We start from the raw sequence: 17,318 nt of genomic DNA on the forward strand, positions 1-17,318 counted from the left end.
CGGAACGCCCCTACTGCCGGTGCGAACTAATGCCTACCGTAATGGTTGGCTGTGACTATTACGTTTCCAGGCTTCAGAGTTACTAAGCCTGCTGACTTTACCCCAGGTTTCGGGTATGGCATCGGCGATTCCGCTGGCGGCGATCGGCCCGCCGAATACAGAGTCCGACGCCGCCCTCCCGGCGATGCCGTGCAAGGCAGCTCCCAGCGCGGCCAGCGCAGCCCAGCGGCCGTCGTCGTCGATGCCCACAAGGAGGGATCGGCCGACGGCGGGACCCGCCTGCGCGAGCAGGGCGCCGATCACGCCGGCCAGCACGTCGCCGCTGCCGGCGGTGGCAAGCCAGGGCGTGCCGTCCGCCTGGCTGAAGGCTCCGCCGCCGGGGGCTGCCACCAACGTGGCGGGACCTTTGAGCAGGACGGTGGCCCCGGTCAGGCCGGCCGCCTTGCGGACGGCGTCGAAGGTAGCTGCTTCCACGGCCCCGCGGTCGCTAAACCGGGCGTCGGCTTCGCCCTCCAAGCGCTTCAGCAGCGCGGCGAGCTCGCCGGCGTGCGGGGTCAGCACCACGTGCGGTGCGAGTTTTTGGGGCAGCGCCGGTAGCGCGCCGGCGTCGGCCACAACGGGCAGGCCCGACTCGATGGCCTCGCGTGCCCGCGCCAGCTGTTCGTGGTCCTCCGGCCCCATGCCTGAGCCCACCAGCCACGCCTGCACCCGGTTGTCCGCCACTGATCCATCGCTGCACACCACTTCCGGGCAGGACATCCGCACCAGGTCAGCCACCTCGGGCGGCCCGAGATACCGGACCATGCCCACACCGGCGGCAAGTGCCCCGCGGCAGGCCAATACAGCAGCGCCCGGATACTGCACGGAGCCGGCCACGATGCCCAGGACCCCGCGCGAGTATTTGTGCGCCCGCCGGGCGGGATGCGGCAACAGCCGGGAGAGTTCTGCTTCCTCGAGCCGGCGGAGGACAGGAATGGGAAAGTGTTCTTCGATGCCGATGGATACCACGTGCACCCTGCCGGCATAGTCCGCGCCGGGGTCTGCCATCAGGCCCGCCTTGGCTCCGCCGAACGTCACCGTCAGGTCGGCGGGCAGCACCGGTCCGGCAGCCTCGCCGGTATCCGCGTTCACGCCGCTGGGCAGGTCGCAGGCCACCACGAACCGGTCGCCGCCGGCAGGTTCGCGCGCCTCGAGGACGGCCTCAACCAACGCGGCAGCACTCCCCCGAAGTCCGCCTTGGGCGCCCGTGCCCAGGATGGCGTCAATGACGACGCCGGCGCGCCGGGTCTCCGCGGCCAGCGGCTCGAGTGCCTCTTCGGTCAGTTCCTCCGCACGGCCGCCGGCACGCCTGAAGGCAGCCAGCGCCGCCGGGTGCGCCGCACCGCCGGTGAGGACCGCCGTCGTGCGCATCCCGCGGGAGGCGAGGAAAGCTGCGGCGTAGAGGCCGTCGCCGCCGTTGTTGCCTTTGCCTGCCAGTACCACCAGCCGGGTGCCGTAGATGCGGCGCCCGCGGGAGCGCAGTTCGATGATGACCGCGTTGGCGAGGCCGTGGGCAGCGCGCTGCATCAGGACGTCACCGAGGCCGGCCGCGAGGAGCGGCTCCTCGGCGGCACGGACCTGTGTTCCGCTGTAGGCGCTGATCATCGTCTGGGGTCCCTGCGGGGCGGAGCCCGGTCAGCCCTCGGCCAGGACCGTTGCCGTGGCGATGCCGCCGTCGTGGCTGATGGACAGGTGCCAGCGCTTGACGCCCTTAGCCTCCGCGACTGCCAGCACCGTGCCCTTGACCTGCACGGTGGGCCCGTTGTGGTCCAGGCCGATCCAGCAGTCCTGCCAGTTCATGCCTGCAGGCGCGCCAAGGACCTTGGCCACGGCTTCCTTGGCGGCGAACCTGGCAGCCAGGGACCGGGTGTTGAGCTCGCGCTCGGCAGGCACGAACAGCCGGTCCCGAAGGCCCGGTGTCCGTTCCAGCTGGCGGCCGAACCGCTCGATGTCTACTACGTCTACCCCAATGCCAACGATCATGGGACTACTCTACGGTGACGCTCTTGGCGAGGTTGCGCGGCTGGTCCACGTCGTAGCCCTTCGCTGCGGCGAGTTCCGCGGCGAAGATCTGCAGCGGGACGGTGGTCAGCAGCGGCATCAGCAGCGTGGGCGTTTCCGGGACGTAGAAGACGTGCTCGGCGTAGGCCTTCACTGCTTCGTCGCCTTCCTCGGCGATCACCAGGGTCCGGGCGCCGCGGGCGCGGATTTCCTGGATGTTGGAGACCACCTTGGCGTGCAGCGAATCGCGGCCGCGTGGGGACGGGACCACCACGAACACCGGCTGGCCCTCGTCGATCAGGGCGATCGGGCCGTGCTTGAGCTCGCCGGCGGCGAACCCTTCGGCGTGGATGTACGCGATTTCCTTGAGCTTCAGCGCACCTTCCAGGGCCACCGGGTAGCCCACGTGCCGGCCCAGGAACAGCACAGACTTCTCGTCCGCCATGGACCGGGCCAGTTCCCGCAGCGGGCCGGCGTTGTCCAGGATGGTCTGGATCTTGTCCGGGATCTTCGCCAGGTCCGCGAGGACGTCCTTGATCTGGCCGGAGAAGATATTCCCGCGCAGCTGCGCCAGGTACAGGCCCAGCAGGTACGCGGCCGTGATCTGGGCCAGGAACGCCTTCGTGGACGCCACAGCGATCTCCGGGCCGGCGTGCGTGTACAGCACCGCATCGGACTCACGCGGGATGGTGGACCCGTTGGTGTTACAGATCGAGATGGTCTTCGCACCCTGCTCACGGGCGTACCGGACAGCCATCAGGGTGTCCATGGTCTCGCCCGACTGCGAGATGGAGACCACCAGCGTGTTCTCGTCCAGGATCGGGTCCCGGTACCGGAACTCGTGCGCCAGCTCCACCTCAGTGGGGATCCGGCACCAGTTCTCAATGGCGTACTTGGCCACCATTCCGGCGTACGCGGCCGTACCGCAGGCCAGCACCACGATCTTGTTGACCTGCTTAAGAAGCTCCGGGTCGATCCGCAGCTCGTTCAGGGTCAGCTTGCCCTCCAGGTCCGAGCGGCCCAGCAGGGTCTGCGCCACGGCGTCGGGCTGGTCATGGATTTCCTTCTCCATGAACGAGGAGAAACCGCCCTTCTTCGCCGAAGCCGGATCCCAGTCAACGTGGTATTCCTTGCCCTCAGCCGGATTGCCGAAGAAGTCAGTGATCTCGACCGAGTCAGCGGTGATGGTGACAATCTGGTCCTGGCCCAGCTCCACCGCCCGGCGGGTGTAATCAATGAACCCGGAAACATCCGAACCCAGGAAGTTCTCCCCCTCGCCCAGGCCCACCACCAGCGGCGAGTTACGCCGGGCAGCAACCACAACCTCAGGCTGGTCCGCGTGGACAGCCAACAGCGTGAACGCGCCCTCGAGGCGCTGGCAGGCCAGTTCCATGGCCTTCGTCAGGCCGCCGTCGGAAACGTCCCCGCCCAGCTGGTTCCGGAAAATATCCGCCAGCAGCGCGGCAGCAACCTCGGTGTCCGTCTCGGACAGGAAAGTCACACCCTTCTCCACCAGCTCGAGCTTCAGCTCGGCAAAGTTTTCAATGATGCCGTTGTGGATCACGGCCAGCTTCCCGCCATCAGCCAAGTGCGGGTGCGCGTTACGGTCCGTGGGGCCGCCATGGGTGGCCCAACGCGTGTGGCCGATACCGGTCAGGGTCTCCGGCAACGGACGCTCCTCCAGCTCAGCGAGCAGGTTGCTCAGCTTCCCGGACTTCTTCCGCGACTCGATCACACCATCCGAGACCACAGCAACGCCCGCCGAGTCATAACCGCGGTACTCCAGCCGGCGAAGCCCCTCAAGGACAACGTCCAAAGCACTGTGACCACTAACAGCGCCGTCAACAGAACGGCCAACATAACCCACGATTCCACACATAGCCTCAAGAGTATCGGGTGGGAACTGGTTGCTTGTAACCCGTAACCGGATCTTGAGCCCTTCTTGCCCGAACCGCCGCGCCCCGGAGCCGCTTCCATTTCGCTATGCGCGGAGTGCGGGGCAGAATCTCTAACGTGACTTTGCAACGCAACGAGGCGAACGGGGAGGGTGCCTCCCCGTTCGTGGAACTGGACCGGCAGACCTGGTCCAGGCTGGCAGCCCAGATGGAGCAACCCCTCAACGAAGAGGATATTGTCCGCCTGCGCGGCCTTGGCGATCCCCTGGACATGAAGGAAATCCGCGAGGTCTACCTTCCGCTCTCCCGCCTCCTGCACCTCTACGTGGAGGCTGCCGGGCAGCTGCACGCAGCCACCACCACCTTCCTGGGCGAACAGACCCAGCGCACCCCGTTTGTCATCGGCGTTGCCGGGTCGGTTGCCGTGGGCAAGTCCACCATTGCGCGCGTGCTGCGGGAGATGCTCCGGCGCTGGCCCGGCACACCCAACGTGGAGCTCATCACCACGGACGGCTTCCTGTATCCCTTGGCCGAGCTCAAGCGGCGGCAGCTGCTGGACCGGAAGGGCTTCCCGGAGTCCTATGACCGGCGGGCTCTTCTGCGGTTCGTGAGCGAAATCAAAGGCGGGGCCGAGGAAGTCCATGCACCCTGGTACTCGCATGTCACGTACGACATCGTTCCTGAAAAGGAAGTGGTGGTCCGCCGGCCGGATGTCCTCATTGTGGAGGGCCTGAACGTGCTGGCTCCGGCGCGCCCGCGGCATGACGGCCGGCAGGGGCTGGCGCTGAGCGACTTTTTCGACTTCTCCATCTACGTGGACGCCAAGACCTCCTACATCGAGGAGTGGTACGTGGACAGATTCCGGAAGCTGCGGACCACGGCGTTCGCGCAGCCGGAGTCCTACTTCCACAGGTATGCCAGCCTGTCCGATGACGAGGCGGAGAGCACCGCCCGGGACATCTGGAAGCGGATCAACGAGCCCAACCTGGAGGAGAACGTCCTTCCCACCAGGGGCCGGGCCCAGCTGGTGCTCACCAAGGACTCGGACCACACCATCCGCCGGATGCTCCTGAGGAAGGTTTAGCACAGGTGTGCCATAACTGCGCTGCGTCAGCCGCAACGGCCAGCCGGCGGAGTTTCGCCCGCTTCCTCGCCGTGGGGGCCGGACTGGCCGTACTCACCGCCTGCACGCCCGGCGCACCCGGGGCCGCGCCGCCGTCGTCGGCCCAGCCGTCTGCTTCCCCGAGTCCCTCCCCGACGGCGCCGGGCACCCCGGTTGCTGCGCCGGAGGCAGCGACAGTGGCCGGCATGCCGCCGGAACCTTCCGCCTCCCCCTCACCGTCCGCAGCGCTCCCCCGCCAGTTTTCGCTGACGGATCCGGCCAGCCCGTGGGTAGTGGTCAACAAGCACCGGCCGCTGGCCCCCGCTGACTATGCGCCGGCGGACCTGGTGAGTCCCGCCGTCGGGATCTCCGCGTCGGGTGAGTCGGCGCTGCTGAACAGTACGACGGCGGCGGCGGCCGAAGCGATGTTCGCGGCGGCCGCGCGGGATGGCGTGGTCATGGTCCTGGCCAGCGGGTACCGCTCCTATGCCACGCAGGTGTCCACGTACAACGGGTATGTGGCCGCGCGCGGGCAGGCGGACGCGGACACCGCCAGCGCCCGGCCGGGCTATTCGGAGCATCAGACGGGATGGTCCTTCGACATTGCCGACGGCGGCGGAGCGTGCGCTTTCCAGCCGTGCTTCGCAGAACAGCCTGCCGCCGTGTGGGCGAAAGCCAACGCCCACCGGTTCGGGTTCGTGGTGCGGTATCCGTGGATGTTCCATGAAACCACCGGGTATTACTACGAGCCGTGGCACCTGCGGTACATCGGCGTTGAGGCGGCCACGGACATGTCCGCGCGCGGAATTGCCACGCTCGAGGAGTACTTCGGCGTGGGGGCAGCACCGGGGTACCCCTAACGGACAATGCCCCCGCCAGGTTCCCAACACGGGTCAAAATTGGGGCCGGGGTTCACACGCGGTTAACAGACGTGGGCTAGCTTGGAACTCATGTTGACCGGATTCAAGAATTTCATCATGAAAGGCAACGTCGTAGACCTTGCCGTCGCTGTCGTGATGGGTGCCGCCTTCGGCGCCGTCGTCACCTCGATCGTGGAAGGGCTCCTCACCCCGCTGATCGGCCTTCTGTTCCAGGCGAAGGGAATCGAGGAGATGCAGTGGGAGGGCTTCCTCTACGGACGCGTCATCTCCGCCATCATTTCGTTCGTGCTGATTGCCGCCGCCATCTACTTTGTTGTGGTCTTGCCCATGAACCACATGATCGAGCGGCGCAACCGCCGGCTCGGCATCAACCCTGACGTCAAGGAAGAATCTGCAGAGGATCCGCAGATCGCCCTGCTCACCGAGATCCGTGACGAGTTGCGAAGCCGCTCGTCCTAGCCGATATGCACATGAGGCCCGCTTCCAACCATGGAAGCGGGCCTCATGTGTTTTGCAGCTATTCGCTGATGAGTTCCAGCGCCAGTTCAGTGCGGACCACCTGTGCGAGGTGTTCTGCGATGGACTGCGCGGTTTCCTCATCGGCGGCCTCCACCATGACCCGGACCACGGGCTCTGTGCCGGAGGGGCGGAGGAGGACACGGCCGGTTTCTCCCAGGGCAGCCTCAGCGGCTTTGACGGCCTGGGCCAGGACGTCATTGCTGTTGACCTTGGTGCGGTCCACGCCCTTGACGTTGATGAGAACCTGCGGGAGCTTGGTCATGACGGCGGCCAGGTCCTTGAGGGTGGTCCCGGTCAGGGCCACCTGGGCGGCGAGCTGCAGGCCGGTGAGCAGGCCGTCGCCGGTGGTGGCGTGGTCCGAGAAGATGACGTGGCCGGACTGTTCCCCGCCGAGGTTGAAGCCGCCTTCACGCATGCTTTCCAGGACGTAGCGGTCCCCCACGGCTGTTTCGCGGATGCTGATGCCGGCGTCGCGGAGGGCGATCTTGAGGCCGAGGTTGCTCATGACGGTGGCCACCAGGACGTCGTCGTTCAGCTTGCCGGCCTTCTTGAGGGCGACGGCGAGGATGGCCATGATCTGGTCGCCGTCCACTTCGTTGCCTTCGTGGTCCACGGCCAGGCAGCGGTCCGCGTCGCCGTCGTGGGCGATACCAAGGTCTGCGCCGTACTGGAGGACGGCTTCCTTCAGCGGGCCAAGGTGGGTGGAGCCCACGCCGTCGTTGATGTTGAGCCCGTCCGGATCGGCGCCGATGACAATAACGTCCGCGCCGGCGTCCTTGAAGACCTGCGGTGAGCAGCCGCTGGCAGCGCCGTGGGCGCAGTCCAGGACCACGGTGAGGCCCTCGAGGCGGTGCGGGAGGGTGCTCAGGAGGTGGACGACGTAGCGGTCCTCGGCGTCGGAGAAGCGCTGGATGCGTCCGACGTCGGGACCGATGGGACGGACGGCCTCGTTGTGCATCTGGGCCTCGATGGCGTCTTCGACGTCGTCGGGGAGTTTCTGGCCGCCGCGGGCAAAGAATTTGATGCCGTTGTCCGGTGCCGGGTTGTGGGAGGCGGAGATCATAACGCCGAAATCGGCTTCCAGGTCTGCCACCAGGTACGCGGCCGCCGGGGTGGGGAGGACGCCGGCGTCGTAGACGTCGATGCCCGAGCTGGACAGCCCGGCTTCCACAGCGGCGGCGATGAACTCGCCACTGGCACGCGGGTCACGGGCCACGACGGCGCGGGGCCGGGAGCCGTTGGAGTTGCGGTCATGGCCAAGTACGACGGCGGCCGCCTGGGCCAGCTGCAGGGCCAGCTCCGCAGTCAGCAGGCCGTTGGCCAGCCCCCGGACACCATCAGTTCCAAATAATCTAGACACCGGTCAAGTGTATGGGATGGCGGTGGCGGCGCATGAAACGGCTGGCCAGCGCCTTTTGGCTGCCACGTGGCTAGGAAGCACAAACGCCAGAAGCCCGCCCCACCGGACGGCGGGACGGGCTTCTGTGCAAGCGGATTTAGCGCTTGGAGTACTGCTGAGCCTTGCGGGCCTTCTTGAGACCGGCCTTCTTACGCTCGATGACACGAGCGTCGCGGGACAGGTAACCGGCCTTCTTCAGGGTGGCGCGGTTGTTCTCGACGTCGATCTCGTTCAGCGAACGGGCGATGCCGAGGCGCAGGGCACCGGCCTGGCCGGAGATGCCGCCGCCGTGGATGCGGGCGATGACGTCGTAGGCGCCTTCGAGATCAAGGATCTTGAAGGGCTCGTTGACGTCCTGCTGGTGCAGCTTGTTCGGGAAGTAGTTGTCCAGCGCGCGGCCATTGATGGTCCACTTGCCGGAGCCCGGAACAACGCGAACGCGTGCAACGGCTTCCTTGCGGCGGCCAACTGCTGCGCCGGCAACGGTCAGTGCCGGGCGCTCCTTCTTGGGAGCGGCTTCGGCAGCCGAGCTCTCAGAGGTGTAGCTGGTGGGGATTTCCTCAGCCTCAACGGCTTCGGTGGTCAGTTCTTCGTTCTGAGCCACGATTCTCCTTGTGTTAAGTAAGTTGTTTGGTGGCCAGGACTACTGGGCGACCTGGGTGATTTCGAAAGTCTTGGGCTGCTGGGCGGCGTGGGGGTGCTCAGCACCGCGGTACACCTTCAGCTTGCCCAGCTGCTGTGCAGCGAGGGAGTTCTTGGGGAGCATGCCCTTGATGGCCTTCTCAACGGCGCGGACCGGGTTGGATTCCAGCAGTTCCGCGTAGTTGACGGAGGTCAGGCCGCCCGGGTAGCCGGAGTGGCGGTAAGCGCGCTTCTGCTCCAGCTTGGCGCCGGTCAGGGCAACCTTTTCGGCGTTGATGATGATGACGAAATCGCCCATGTCCATGTGGGACGCGAAAGTGGCCTTGTGCTTGCCGCGCAGCAGGATTGCGGTCTGGCTTGCAAGACGACCAAGGACAACGTCGGTGGCGTCAATGACGTGCCACTGGCGGTTGATATCGCCGGGCTTCGGGGTGTACGTACGCACGGTGTTTGCCTCGTTCTTGTTCTGGCGTTCTTTGTTTAGGCGCCACTCAGGGGTGAGCACCTACTTTCTGCGCGCTACCGGAACAGAGGTGAGGGCTCTATGTAACCAGTCATCCTGAAGTTCCGAATGTGCACGTTGAGTAGCTATCCTGCAACCGGATTCTCAAGCGGGCACGCACCATCGGAATAGGACACGCACAACGACTTACAAGATTAGCGTGCCAGGGGCTTCAGGGTCAAAATGGGGTAGCCGCAGGCCACCACAGTGCCGCCGGCAGGATGAGCGCAGGGGGACGCGGTGTTTACAGAGGGTGCAGGCGATGGCGCTGAATGGGCTTTCGTGCTGGGCGCAGCTCTGCTGGGCGCCGCACTCTCCCCTGCCGCGGAGGTTCTGATTGCCAGGGTCCTTCCCCGCCTGGGTGGAACGCCCCCGCGGTCGGCAAGGATTACGACAGCGGCACTCACGGGAGTTGCGTGCGCGGCCTTTGCGTTGCGGTTGGGAGTCTCCTGGACCTTGCCGGCATTTCTATTCCTCGCCGTGCTCGGAGTTCAGCTGGCGAGAATTGATTTCTCGCTTCACCTCCTGCCAAATCCCCTTGTACTGCTGCTCCTCGCAGGGGGAATTATTCTCTTCCTGGCACCATCAGCATTTGATCAGCATGCTGACAATATGCTTCGCGCGCTCCTGGGCATGGTCATTTTGTTCGCTGGCTATCTAATTCTGGGGCTAATTTCCCCAGGAGCCATCGGAATGGGCGACGTCAAGCTCGCGGCACCGGTTGGCCTCTACCTCGGATACCTAGGTTGGACCCAACTCCTCTACGGCGGGCTCCTCGGGTTCGTCCTCAATGGAGTCATCACGGTCATGGTTGTAGCCCAAAAAGGCCGGAAAGATACGGCAGAGATTGCCCACGGCCCCTCGATGGTCGGCGCCACGGTCATCGTCGCCCTGCTCGTGCGTTAGCCTCCACACGTGTGCCGCAGCCGCGGCATGCGGCGCAGCGCTACATGGCGAATCCAAGTAGTCCGCCCAGTACTCACACCAGATCCTGCGTACCACAGCGTCTTTTCAGGTACGCATATTTGGCGACGCGGAAAAAACTCGAGTACCACTACGCATTGTTGCCACCAATCCCCCAATGACAATCTCTTCCTAGCGAAGTCCAGCCGCTAAGGAATTATGGGGGCAGCTGGAAATTCGTTGAAATCTATTAAATCCATTTCACCGAATTAAGGAAATACAATGACTTCTCTCATGGTCTCGATGATGGCTTTTGTCGCCGGCGTCAAGGATCGCTTCTCCTCCGAAAAGGGCGCCACCGCCACGGAGTACTCCCTGCTGGTCGGACTCATTGCACTTGTCATAGTGGCGGGCGTCGGCGCCTTCGGCGGCGCTCTGAACGATTGGTTTGACACTCTCGGCGACTCAGTGAAGAACAACTTCAAGGCCCCGACTACTCCCTAGCGCGGATTCAACTAGGCATTCCAGGGGTGTGCTGCGCAGTTCCGCACAGCACACCCCTGACCGGTAGCAGCCACCATAACCCTGGTTGAGAGGTATCAATGAAACGCCAAAACGAACAGGGCGCAGTCGCCGTCGAATTTGCTCTCGTTGCGCCGATCTTGATCGCCCTGATCATCGCCGTCGTCGAGTTCGCCAACGTCTACAACGTCCAGGTCTCGGTAACCCAGGCCTCACGCGAAGCGGCCCGGACGGTGGCCGTCACCAAAGACACGTCCAAGGCAACCGCCGCCGGCAGGGCTGGAGCACCGTCTATTAACTCGTCACTGCTGAGTTTCGACTATTCAGCGGCATCCTGCCCCGCGTCTACGGCGAATGCGCTGGTGACGGTCACGTATAGCGGACCGACGCTCACCGGCTTCTTTGGATCCACTCTCTCTCTCACTGGCAAGGGAGCCATGCAATGCGGTGGCTAGAGCGCAAACCTACGAATGAACATGAATCCACGGAGCGCGGGGCCGCTGGCGTTACAGTAGCCCTGATGCTCCTGGTCCTCATCGGAGCCGGCGCCCTGGCGGTTGATACCGGGCAGATCTACGCGGAGCGCGCACAACTTCAGAACGCCGCTGATTCATCCGCGTTAGCAGTTGCGAAAAGCTGCGCCAAGGGCAGTTGCAACACCGCCCTCAGCGGTGCTTCATCGTTAGCCGGGCCACTGGCGAACGCCAACTCCAATGACAGCGCATCGACCGTGAAGAGTATTGACACCTCTGTGGCCCACCAGGTCACCGTTGCAACCTCAACAAAGGACGGCACGTCGGGCGCGGGCTTCCTATCAAAGCTGTTCGCATCCGCGCTCACTGATGCTCCGCCGGCCACCGTAGGTGCGACTGCTACAGCAAGCTGGGGCGGCGCTCCCCTGACCGGGCCGGCCACACTGCCGATGACCTTCGCACCGTGCCAGTTTGATTTCTCCGGCAAGACCGTCGCCATGTTCAGCAAGGGCAAGGACGTCAACTGTGCTGGAGATTCGTCGTCATCGGGGAAAGTGATTCCAGGTGGTTTCGAATTCATCAAAACCATCGATGGCAAGTGCACCTCCGAAGTTTATCCCCCGAGCGCCGCCAATGACGACCCGACTTTACCGTTCGCGAAGTCTGGCACAGGGTCAAGCATGCCGTCGGAATGCAGCAAGGGAGCCATGGCGGCTTATGTAGGCCAGGTTGTCCTGATCCCGGTTTTCAGCGGCACCAGCGGGACCGGCGACAAGGCAGTTTATTACATCAAGGGTTTCGCTGCCTTCTTCCTGGAGGGCTTCAAGATCGGTGGCAGCGATTGTGCCGGCGATTACTCGCTGATTGCCGCCAAATGCGGCGGGTCAGAAAACGGCATTCAAGGGCACTTCCAAGAATGGGTAGCTGATTCCGGTCTATACACGGGAGGTGGCTACACCGAAGGCGGGGCCACGCTTCCACCTCAACTCATCAAGTAGTCACTACAAGGGGATAGCAATGAAAGCACGCCTACTGGGAGGCATTGCCGCGCTGGTCGTAGCGGTTATAGGCACAGTCCTCCTCTTCAATTACGTTCAAGGCGCGGACCGTCGCGCACTTGCCAACACAGAAACGGAAGACGTCCTGGTCGTTAAGCAGAACGTTCCAGCAGGAACGCCGGCAACTCAGCTCAGCCAGTACCTCACCACCAAAGCAGTCCCGCGGACTGCGATTGCAGCGGACGCGGTCGAGGATCTCGGCTCAGTTGGTTCTAAAGTGACCGCCGTTGGTCTGGTACCCGGCGAGCAACTTTTGAGCAGCCGTCTCGTCGATGCAAGCACGTTCATCGGCCCGGCGAGGGTTGAGGTTCCGGAGGGTCTCCAGGAGATTTCGGTCCGGCTTGGTATTGACCGGGTGGTTGGTGGTTCGGTTCAGGCTGGTGACACCGTTGGAGTCTTCATTTCCTTGGGAGACGCCGCCGGTGGTGGAAACGGGACCCAGTTGACCTTCCACAAGGTACTTGTCACGGCAGTTCAATTCAGCTCCGGGCAAGCCGTCCAGACACAAGGTGAAGCAACACAGGCAAGCTCTACAGGTGCCCTGAACACAGAGGGCAGCAAGCCGGCATCCAGCGATTCCTACTTGATCACGCTTGCACGGGATGCCGTCGACGCGGAAAAGCTCGTGTACGCGGCAGAGTTCGGGAAGATCTATCTCTCCAAAGAACCGGCAGGTGCCACAGAGGGAACCAGCGGAGTGGTGAACCAGACCAAGGTGTTCCGATGAGCCGCTTCATCCTCATTACGGCTTCTCCTGAATACGAACGTACAGTTCGTGCGTCGATAGCACCCCTCAGCGGATCACTGCAGTCCTTTCAGGCCAACTACCTGCCGGAGTCGCCGGAAGACATCCTTCGACAGCAAGTTGGTGAACCACCCGAAGTTCTCATACTAGGGGCTGGCCTGCCACGCGAAGAAGCGCTCAAATTCGCTGCAATACTCGATCTGCAATTCCCAGAAATCAGCATCGTCCTCGTGGCGGAGGACGACGGCGAACTTGCCCTGAGCGCAATGCGGTCCGGCATACGGGACATTCTTCCGCCTGCGGCCGACGCCGAGCAGATCCGGGCGCTCGTGGAGCGGGCGAGCCTGGCAGCGGCCGGCAGGCGGCGAGGGCTTGCACCGAACACGGCTGAACGCCCCGCGGCGGAAGGCGGCCGGATCATTGCCGTCATGTCACCGAAAGGAGGCGTCGGCAAGACAACAGTTGCAAGTAACCTGGCCATCGGCCTCGGACAAATTGCCCCGATGAGCGTCGTCTTGGTCGACTTGGATTTGCAGTTCGGTGACGTCGCCAGCGGATTGATGATCGAACCAGAATTTACGATCTCAGAGGCAGTGGTGGGCGCGGCGAGCCAGGACGCCATGGTTCTCAAGACGTACTTGTCGCTGCACCGTGGCAACATCTACGCCTTATGCGCACCTCGCAACCCTATTGACATGGACAGGATTTCAGGAGAACACGTCAGCCGTCTCCTGCAGCAACTGCGGACTGAGTTTGAGTACGTGGTGGTTGACACCGCCCCCGGATTAGGCGAGCACGTTCTGGCGACGCTGGAGCAGGCGACGGACGCCGTATGGGTTTGCGGCATGGACATCCCGAGTATCCGCGGCCTCCGGACCGGCTTCCAGATCCTTTCGGAACTCGACCTTCTCCCTGACAATCGGCACGTAGTACTGAACATGGCTGACCGAAAGACCGGGCTGACTGTCCAGGACGTGGAGGCAACCATAGGGGCTCCCGTGGACGTGGTCCTGCCACGTTCCCGGGCCGTCCCATTCTCAACAAATAAAGGTGTTCCCCTGCTCCAGGATGGCAGCCGCGATGCAGTGGCAAAGGGGCTCCGGCAGCTGGTTGAGCGTTTCAAGCCGAATTGGGAAGGCCCCCGCAAGAAGCTTCACAGAAGGGCGGTAGTGCAATGAATCTCTCGAACCGAATTGCAAAGATCCGGGGCGACGAAGTGGCAAGCTCGCCCGATCAGAGTCCCATGCCGAGTGCGGGGCCCACCACCTTGGGCGCCATACAGCAAGCCCAAGCGGCTGAGCAGGCCCTCGTTCCTACAGCCATCGAGGTGACTGCCGGCAGCTCGAGTGAAGCGCTCACCGGGCTCAAAGACCGTGCAAGCCAAGCCCTCTACGAACGGCTTGGTTCTCGGATCACCGATTCAACGTTGGATGAAGCCGAGCTGCACCAATTCGTCAAGGACGAGCTGAAAGCTGTCGTTGACGAGGAACAAGTCCCGCTCACGCAGGGCGAACGGCAGCGACTCACTCGGGAAATTATTGACGATGTCCTTGGCCACGGCCCAATGCAACGGTACTTGGATGACCCCTCTGTAACGGAAATTATGGTGAATCGTGCAGACCAGATCTACGTCGAACGCAATGGCCACCTCTTCCTGACGGATACGAAGTTCGCCAGCGAAGAGGCACTCCGGAAGGTGATCGAAAGGATCGTCACCAGGATCGGCCGCCGCATTGACGAGTCATCGCCCCTGGTGGACGCCCGCTTGGCGGACGGTTCACGTGTCAACGCCATCATCCCTCCGTTGGCAGTCAACGGGGCATCACTGACCATCCGTAAGTTCGGTCGCGAGGCACTGACGGTGCAGAAGCTAATCGAGTTCGGTAGCCTGTCCCCCGAAATGGCGGAACTGCTTCAAGCCTGCGTCCTTGCCCGCATGAACATCATCGTCTCCGGCGGCACAGGGACCGGTAAGACAACCATGCTGAACGTGCTGTCCTCATTCATCCCCGCCACTGACCGCATCGTGACGATTGAGGACGCGGTGGAACTGCAGCTTCAGCAGGACCACGTGGTCCGGTTGGAGAGCCGACCCGCCAACATCGAGGGGAAGGGCGAAGTCTCGATCCGCGATCTGGTCCGCAACTCCCTGCGCATGCGGCCAGACCGCATCGTGGTCGGTGAGGTCCGAGGCGGAGAATCCCTGGACATGCTGCAAGCCATGAACACCGGCCACGACGGCTCGATTTCTACCGTGCATGCCAATTCGCCTCGAGATGCAGTGGCTCGCCTGGAAACACTAGTCCTGATGGCGGGAATGGACCTGCCCCTGCGCGCAATCCGCGAGCAGATTGCTTCGGCCGTGAACCTGATCGTGCATATCTCAAGGCTCCGGGACGGAACCCGCAGGGTTACACACATTACGGAGGTTCAGGGTATGGAGGGGGACATTGTGACCCTCCAGGATGCTTTCGTCTTCGACTACTCGGCGGGAATCGACGCCAACGGCAGATTCCTCGGCAAGCCAGTACCTACTGGCGTCAGGCCTCGGTTTACGGATCGGTTCGAAGAGCTTGGCATCAGGATCTCTCCTGCCGTCTTCGGTGCACACACAGTCAGGGGCCGGTGATGGAACCAGAAATGCCCGCCACAATGGCCGTTCTGGGCGTTGCGGCCATCTTCGCTGCAGTCATTCTGCTTTTTGCTGTCGTGCTCAAGCCGGGCAACGCCATTCCCCTGTCCCGCCGACGGCCAGACGTTCCGGTTGCCTCCTCCAGGTTGACGGTGCTCACCGACTCCGCGGTTGGTGCCATCAATAAGCAGCTCAAGGGAAAGGACGATTTCATTATCAGCCGGGAGAAGCTGGAGCGGGCGGGTCTCAAGACCCAGCCGGCCAACTTCCTGCTGATGATGGGTGCCGGCACTCTGGCCGGTAGCGTCTTTGGTTTCCTTCTGGGCAGCTTCTTCTTTGGGATCATGATGCTCGCCGTGGTGCCAGCCGGATTCCTCGCCAGCCTCTCCGTCCTTGAATCCAAGCGGAGAAGCCGGTTTGACGAGCAACTCCCGGACACACTTCAAATGCTCACCGGCAGCATGCGGGCCGGGCACTCGCTGCTCCGGGCCATTGACGCGTCGGCGCGCGAATCGGACGCCCCGATGTCTGAAGAGCTGGCCAGGATCGTGAACGAAACCAGGATTGGCCGTGACCTCAATGCATCAATGACAGACGTGGCCAACCGCACCCGGAGCGAAGACTTCGCCTGGATCTCGCAGGCTATCGAGATCCACCGCGAGGTGGGTGGAGACCTGGCGGAAGTCCTGGATCACGTGGGTGAAACCATCCGCGACCGCAACCAGATACGGCGCCAGGTCAAGGCCCTCAGCGCCGAAGGGAAAATGTCTGCGGGCGTCCTGATGGCGCTTCCCGTAGTCCTCTTCTTCGCCCTGATTTTCATCAATGGCCAGTATGCGAAGACCTTCACCAGTACTGTCCCCGGGTACCTGATGCTCGGAGCGGCAGTCGTCATGCTCACGGCCGGTGGCTTCTGGCTCAGCCGTCTCATCAAACCGAAGTTCTAGGAGGCCGGACATGTCACCATTGGCTTTAGGGGCGATCCTCGCCATCATCCTGCCGGTCACCTACCTGGTGTGGTCCGTCGCAGCAACGGACAGGATAGCAATCCGCAATATCCAGGCGAACCTGGGACAGCGGGCCAGGAATGCGGCCCCGCAGAATCTGTCCGCACAGTTCAGTTCCACGGCCCGCAGGATCACACCCGCGGGCTACGTAGCCTGGCTGGACAAGCAGCTCGCCGCCATGGGCCGCCCCAAGGAATGGCCGCTGGAACGCCTTTTGGTAGTGAAACCGATCCTCGCCCTCGGCGGCGCGGTGCTCGGACTCTTCAACTTCCTTGCTAACCCGGAACCCTCCCGTTTCGCCATCTTCCTGGCCGCTGTGGCGTTCGGCTACTTCGCTCCTGACCTGCTGGTGCGGAGCACTGCCGAGAAGAGGCGGGCGAAGATCCGCCAGGAACTACCGAACACGCTGGACCAGATGCTGATCTCGGTCCAGGCGGGACTCGGTTTCGAGGCAGCTATGGCACGGACAGCCCAAAACGGCACCGGCCCGTTGGCTGATGAAATGACGAGAACCCTTCAGGACATGCAGGTGGGACGCTCCCGGAAAGAGGCCTACCTTGCCATGTCCGATCGAGTTGACGTCCCGGATCTTCGCTCGTTCATCAGGGCCATCGTGCAGGCGGATGCCTACGGCATTGCGATTGCGAAGGTGTTGAAAGTACAGGCACAGGAGATGCGGCTGAAGCGGCGCCAACGGGCCGAGGAGCACGCCATGAAGATTCCAGTCAAGATCCTCTTTCCGCTGATTTTCTTCATCTTTCCGACCCTCTTCATCATCCTGCTCGGGCCGGCTGTCATGAACATCGTCGCGGCATTTTCCTAGCCGCTCAGCAAAGGTAGGCGAGCTCCCCGTATCAAATCGCGCCAGCGGCGCCTCAAGGCCGGACCCCCTCGGCACCCAGAACCGAGGGGGTCCTTTTGCGTGCCTTGACGACGGCTAAGCCCACTGCGAGCGCAGGACAGGCCCAGCGAAGGCACAGGAAATGCCCACTTGGCTG

General features: G+C 63.3%; 18 protein-coding genes. 12 read left to right on the forward strand and 6 right to left on the reverse strand.

Translation table 11 applies throughout. The features are described 5' to 3' along the window. Positions 1-33 precede the first annotated feature (33 nt). The 3 genes from ACP3TD_RS14225 to glmS are packed head-to-tail and all read right to left on the reverse strand — an operon-like array spanning position 34 to position 3,919. A complete protein-coding gene (locus tag ACP3TD_RS14225) occupies positions 34-1,644 on the reverse strand; it encodes an NAD(P)H-hydrate epimerase (protein ID WP_426763695.1) in 1,611 nt (536 codons plus the stop codon). Positions 1,645-1,674: 30 nt separating this feature from the next. Then, entirely contained in the window at positions 1,675-2,022 is a 348-nt protein-coding gene (locus ACP3TD_RS14230) for a holo-ACP synthase (protein WP_013601780.1), read from the reverse strand. Between the two features lie 4 nt (positions 2,023-2,026). Continuing rightward, complete coding sequence (gene glmS, locus ACP3TD_RS14235) at positions 2,027-3,919, reverse strand: glutamine--fructose-6-phosphate transaminase (isomerizing) (RefSeq protein ID WP_426763696.1); 1,893 nt, start codon at positions 3,917-3,919, stop codon at positions 2,027-2,029. Positions 3,920-4,023: 104 nt separating this feature from the next. Here glmS and coaA point away from each other — a divergent pair, with 104 nt between their 5' ends. The 3 genes from coaA (at position 4,024) to mscL (ending at position 6,377) form a co-directional block, all read left to right on the forward strand. Next, positions 4,024-5,019 (forward strand): type I pantothenate kinase, encoded by a 996-nt coding sequence (coaA, locus tag ACP3TD_RS14240; RefSeq protein ID WP_172829987.1) that lies wholly within the window; start codon positions 4,024-4,026, stop codon positions 5,017-5,019. Positions 5,020-5,024: 5 nt separating this feature from the next. Continuing rightward, complete coding sequence (locus ACP3TD_RS14245; RefSeq protein WP_426763697.1) at positions 5,025-5,897, forward strand: M15 family metallopeptidase; 873 nt, start codon at positions 5,025-5,027, stop codon at positions 5,895-5,897. A gap of 90 nt (positions 5,898-5,987) precedes the next feature. Beyond that, positions 5,988-6,377 carry a large conductance mechanosensitive channel protein MscL gene (gene mscL, locus ACP3TD_RS14250; protein ID WP_426763699.1) on the forward strand — a complete coding sequence of 130 codons (390 nt, stop codon included), beginning with the start codon at positions 5,988-5,990 and terminating at the stop codon, positions 6,375-6,377. 58 nt (positions 6,378-6,435) lie between these two features. Here mscL and glmM read toward each other — a convergent pair whose 3' ends face one another. The 3 genes from glmM to rplM form a co-directional block, all read right to left on the reverse strand. Next, the gene (gene glmM / locus ACP3TD_RS14255) at positions 6,436-7,797 is read right to left on the reverse strand and encodes a phosphoglucosamine mutase (RefSeq protein ID WP_426763700.1); all 1,362 of its coding nucleotides are present in this window, start codon (positions 7,795-7,797) and stop codon (positions 6,436-6,438) included. A 136-nt stretch (positions 7,798-7,933) separates the two neighbouring features. Beyond that, positions 7,934-8,440, reverse strand: a complete 507-nt coding sequence (gene rpsI / locus ACP3TD_RS14260; protein ID WP_056075274.1) for a 30S ribosomal protein S9 — start codon at positions 8,438-8,440, stop codon at positions 7,934-7,936. Between the two features lie 39 nt (positions 8,441-8,479). Further along, positions 8,480-8,923 (reverse strand): 50S ribosomal protein L13, encoded by a 444-nt coding sequence (gene rplM, locus ACP3TD_RS14265; RefSeq protein WP_015937805.1) that lies wholly within the window; start codon positions 8,921-8,923, stop codon positions 8,480-8,482. 537 nt (positions 8,924-9,460) lie between these two features. Here rplM and ACP3TD_RS14270 point away from each other — a divergent pair. The 9 genes from ACP3TD_RS14270 (at position 9,461) to ACP3TD_RS14310 (ending at position 17,143) form a co-directional block, all read left to right on the forward strand. Continuing rightward, entirely contained in the window at positions 9,461-9,886 is a 426-nt protein-coding gene (locus ACP3TD_RS14270; protein WP_426767252.1) for a prepilin peptidase, read from the forward strand. A 279-nt stretch (positions 9,887-10,165) separates the two neighbouring features. Continuing rightward, positions 10,166-10,387, forward strand: a complete 222-nt coding sequence (locus ACP3TD_RS14275; protein ID WP_426763701.1) for a Flp family type IVb pilin — start codon at positions 10,166-10,168, stop codon at positions 10,385-10,387. 98 nt (positions 10,388-10,485) lie between these two features. Then, positions 10,486-10,860: a TadE/TadG family type IV pilus assembly protein gene (locus ACP3TD_RS14280; protein WP_426763703.1), complete on the forward strand. Its 375-nt coding sequence runs from the start codon at positions 10,486-10,488 to the stop codon at positions 10,858-10,860. Continuing rightward, positions 10,848-11,876, forward strand: a complete 1,029-nt coding sequence (locus tag ACP3TD_RS14285) for a TadE/TadG family type IV pilus assembly protein (protein ID WP_426763704.1) — start codon at positions 10,848-10,850, stop codon at positions 11,874-11,876. The genes ACP3TD_RS14280 and ACP3TD_RS14285 overlap by 13 nt, the downstream gene beginning before the upstream one ends. A 19-nt stretch (positions 11,877-11,895) precedes the next feature. Next, complete coding sequence (gene cpaB / locus ACP3TD_RS14290; protein ID WP_426763705.1) at positions 11,896-12,663, forward strand: Flp pilus assembly protein CpaB; 768 nt, start codon at positions 11,896-11,898, stop codon at positions 12,661-12,663. After that, entirely contained in the window at positions 12,660-13,859 is a 1,200-nt protein-coding gene (locus ACP3TD_RS14295) for an AAA family ATPase (RefSeq protein ID WP_426763706.1), read from the forward strand. The genes cpaB and ACP3TD_RS14295 overlap by 4 nt, the downstream gene beginning before the upstream one ends. Beyond that, positions 13,856-15,310, forward strand: a complete 1,455-nt coding sequence (locus ACP3TD_RS14300; protein ID WP_426763708.1) for a CpaF family protein — start codon at positions 13,856-13,858, stop codon at positions 15,308-15,310. Before ACP3TD_RS14295 ends, ACP3TD_RS14300 begins: the two co-directional genes overlap by 4 nt. 11 nt (positions 15,311-15,321) lie before the next feature. Continuing rightward, complete coding sequence (locus tag ACP3TD_RS14305) at positions 15,322-16,260, forward strand: type II secretion system F family protein (protein WP_426763709.1); 939 nt, start codon at positions 15,322-15,324, stop codon at positions 16,258-16,260. 10 nt (positions 16,261-16,270) lie between these two features. Continuing rightward, positions 16,271-17,143, forward strand: coding sequence for a type II secretion system F family protein (locus ACP3TD_RS14310; RefSeq protein ID WP_426763710.1), 873 nt, complete (start codon positions 16,271-16,273; stop codon positions 17,141-17,143). Positions 17,144-17,318: the final 175 nt, after the last annotated feature.

The sequence above is a fragment of the Pseudarthrobacter sp. 1G09 genome, assembly GCF_050038305.1.
GTDB classification, from domain to species: domain Bacteria; phylum Actinomycetota; class Actinomycetes; order Actinomycetales; family Micrococcaceae; genus Arthrobacter; species Arthrobacter equi.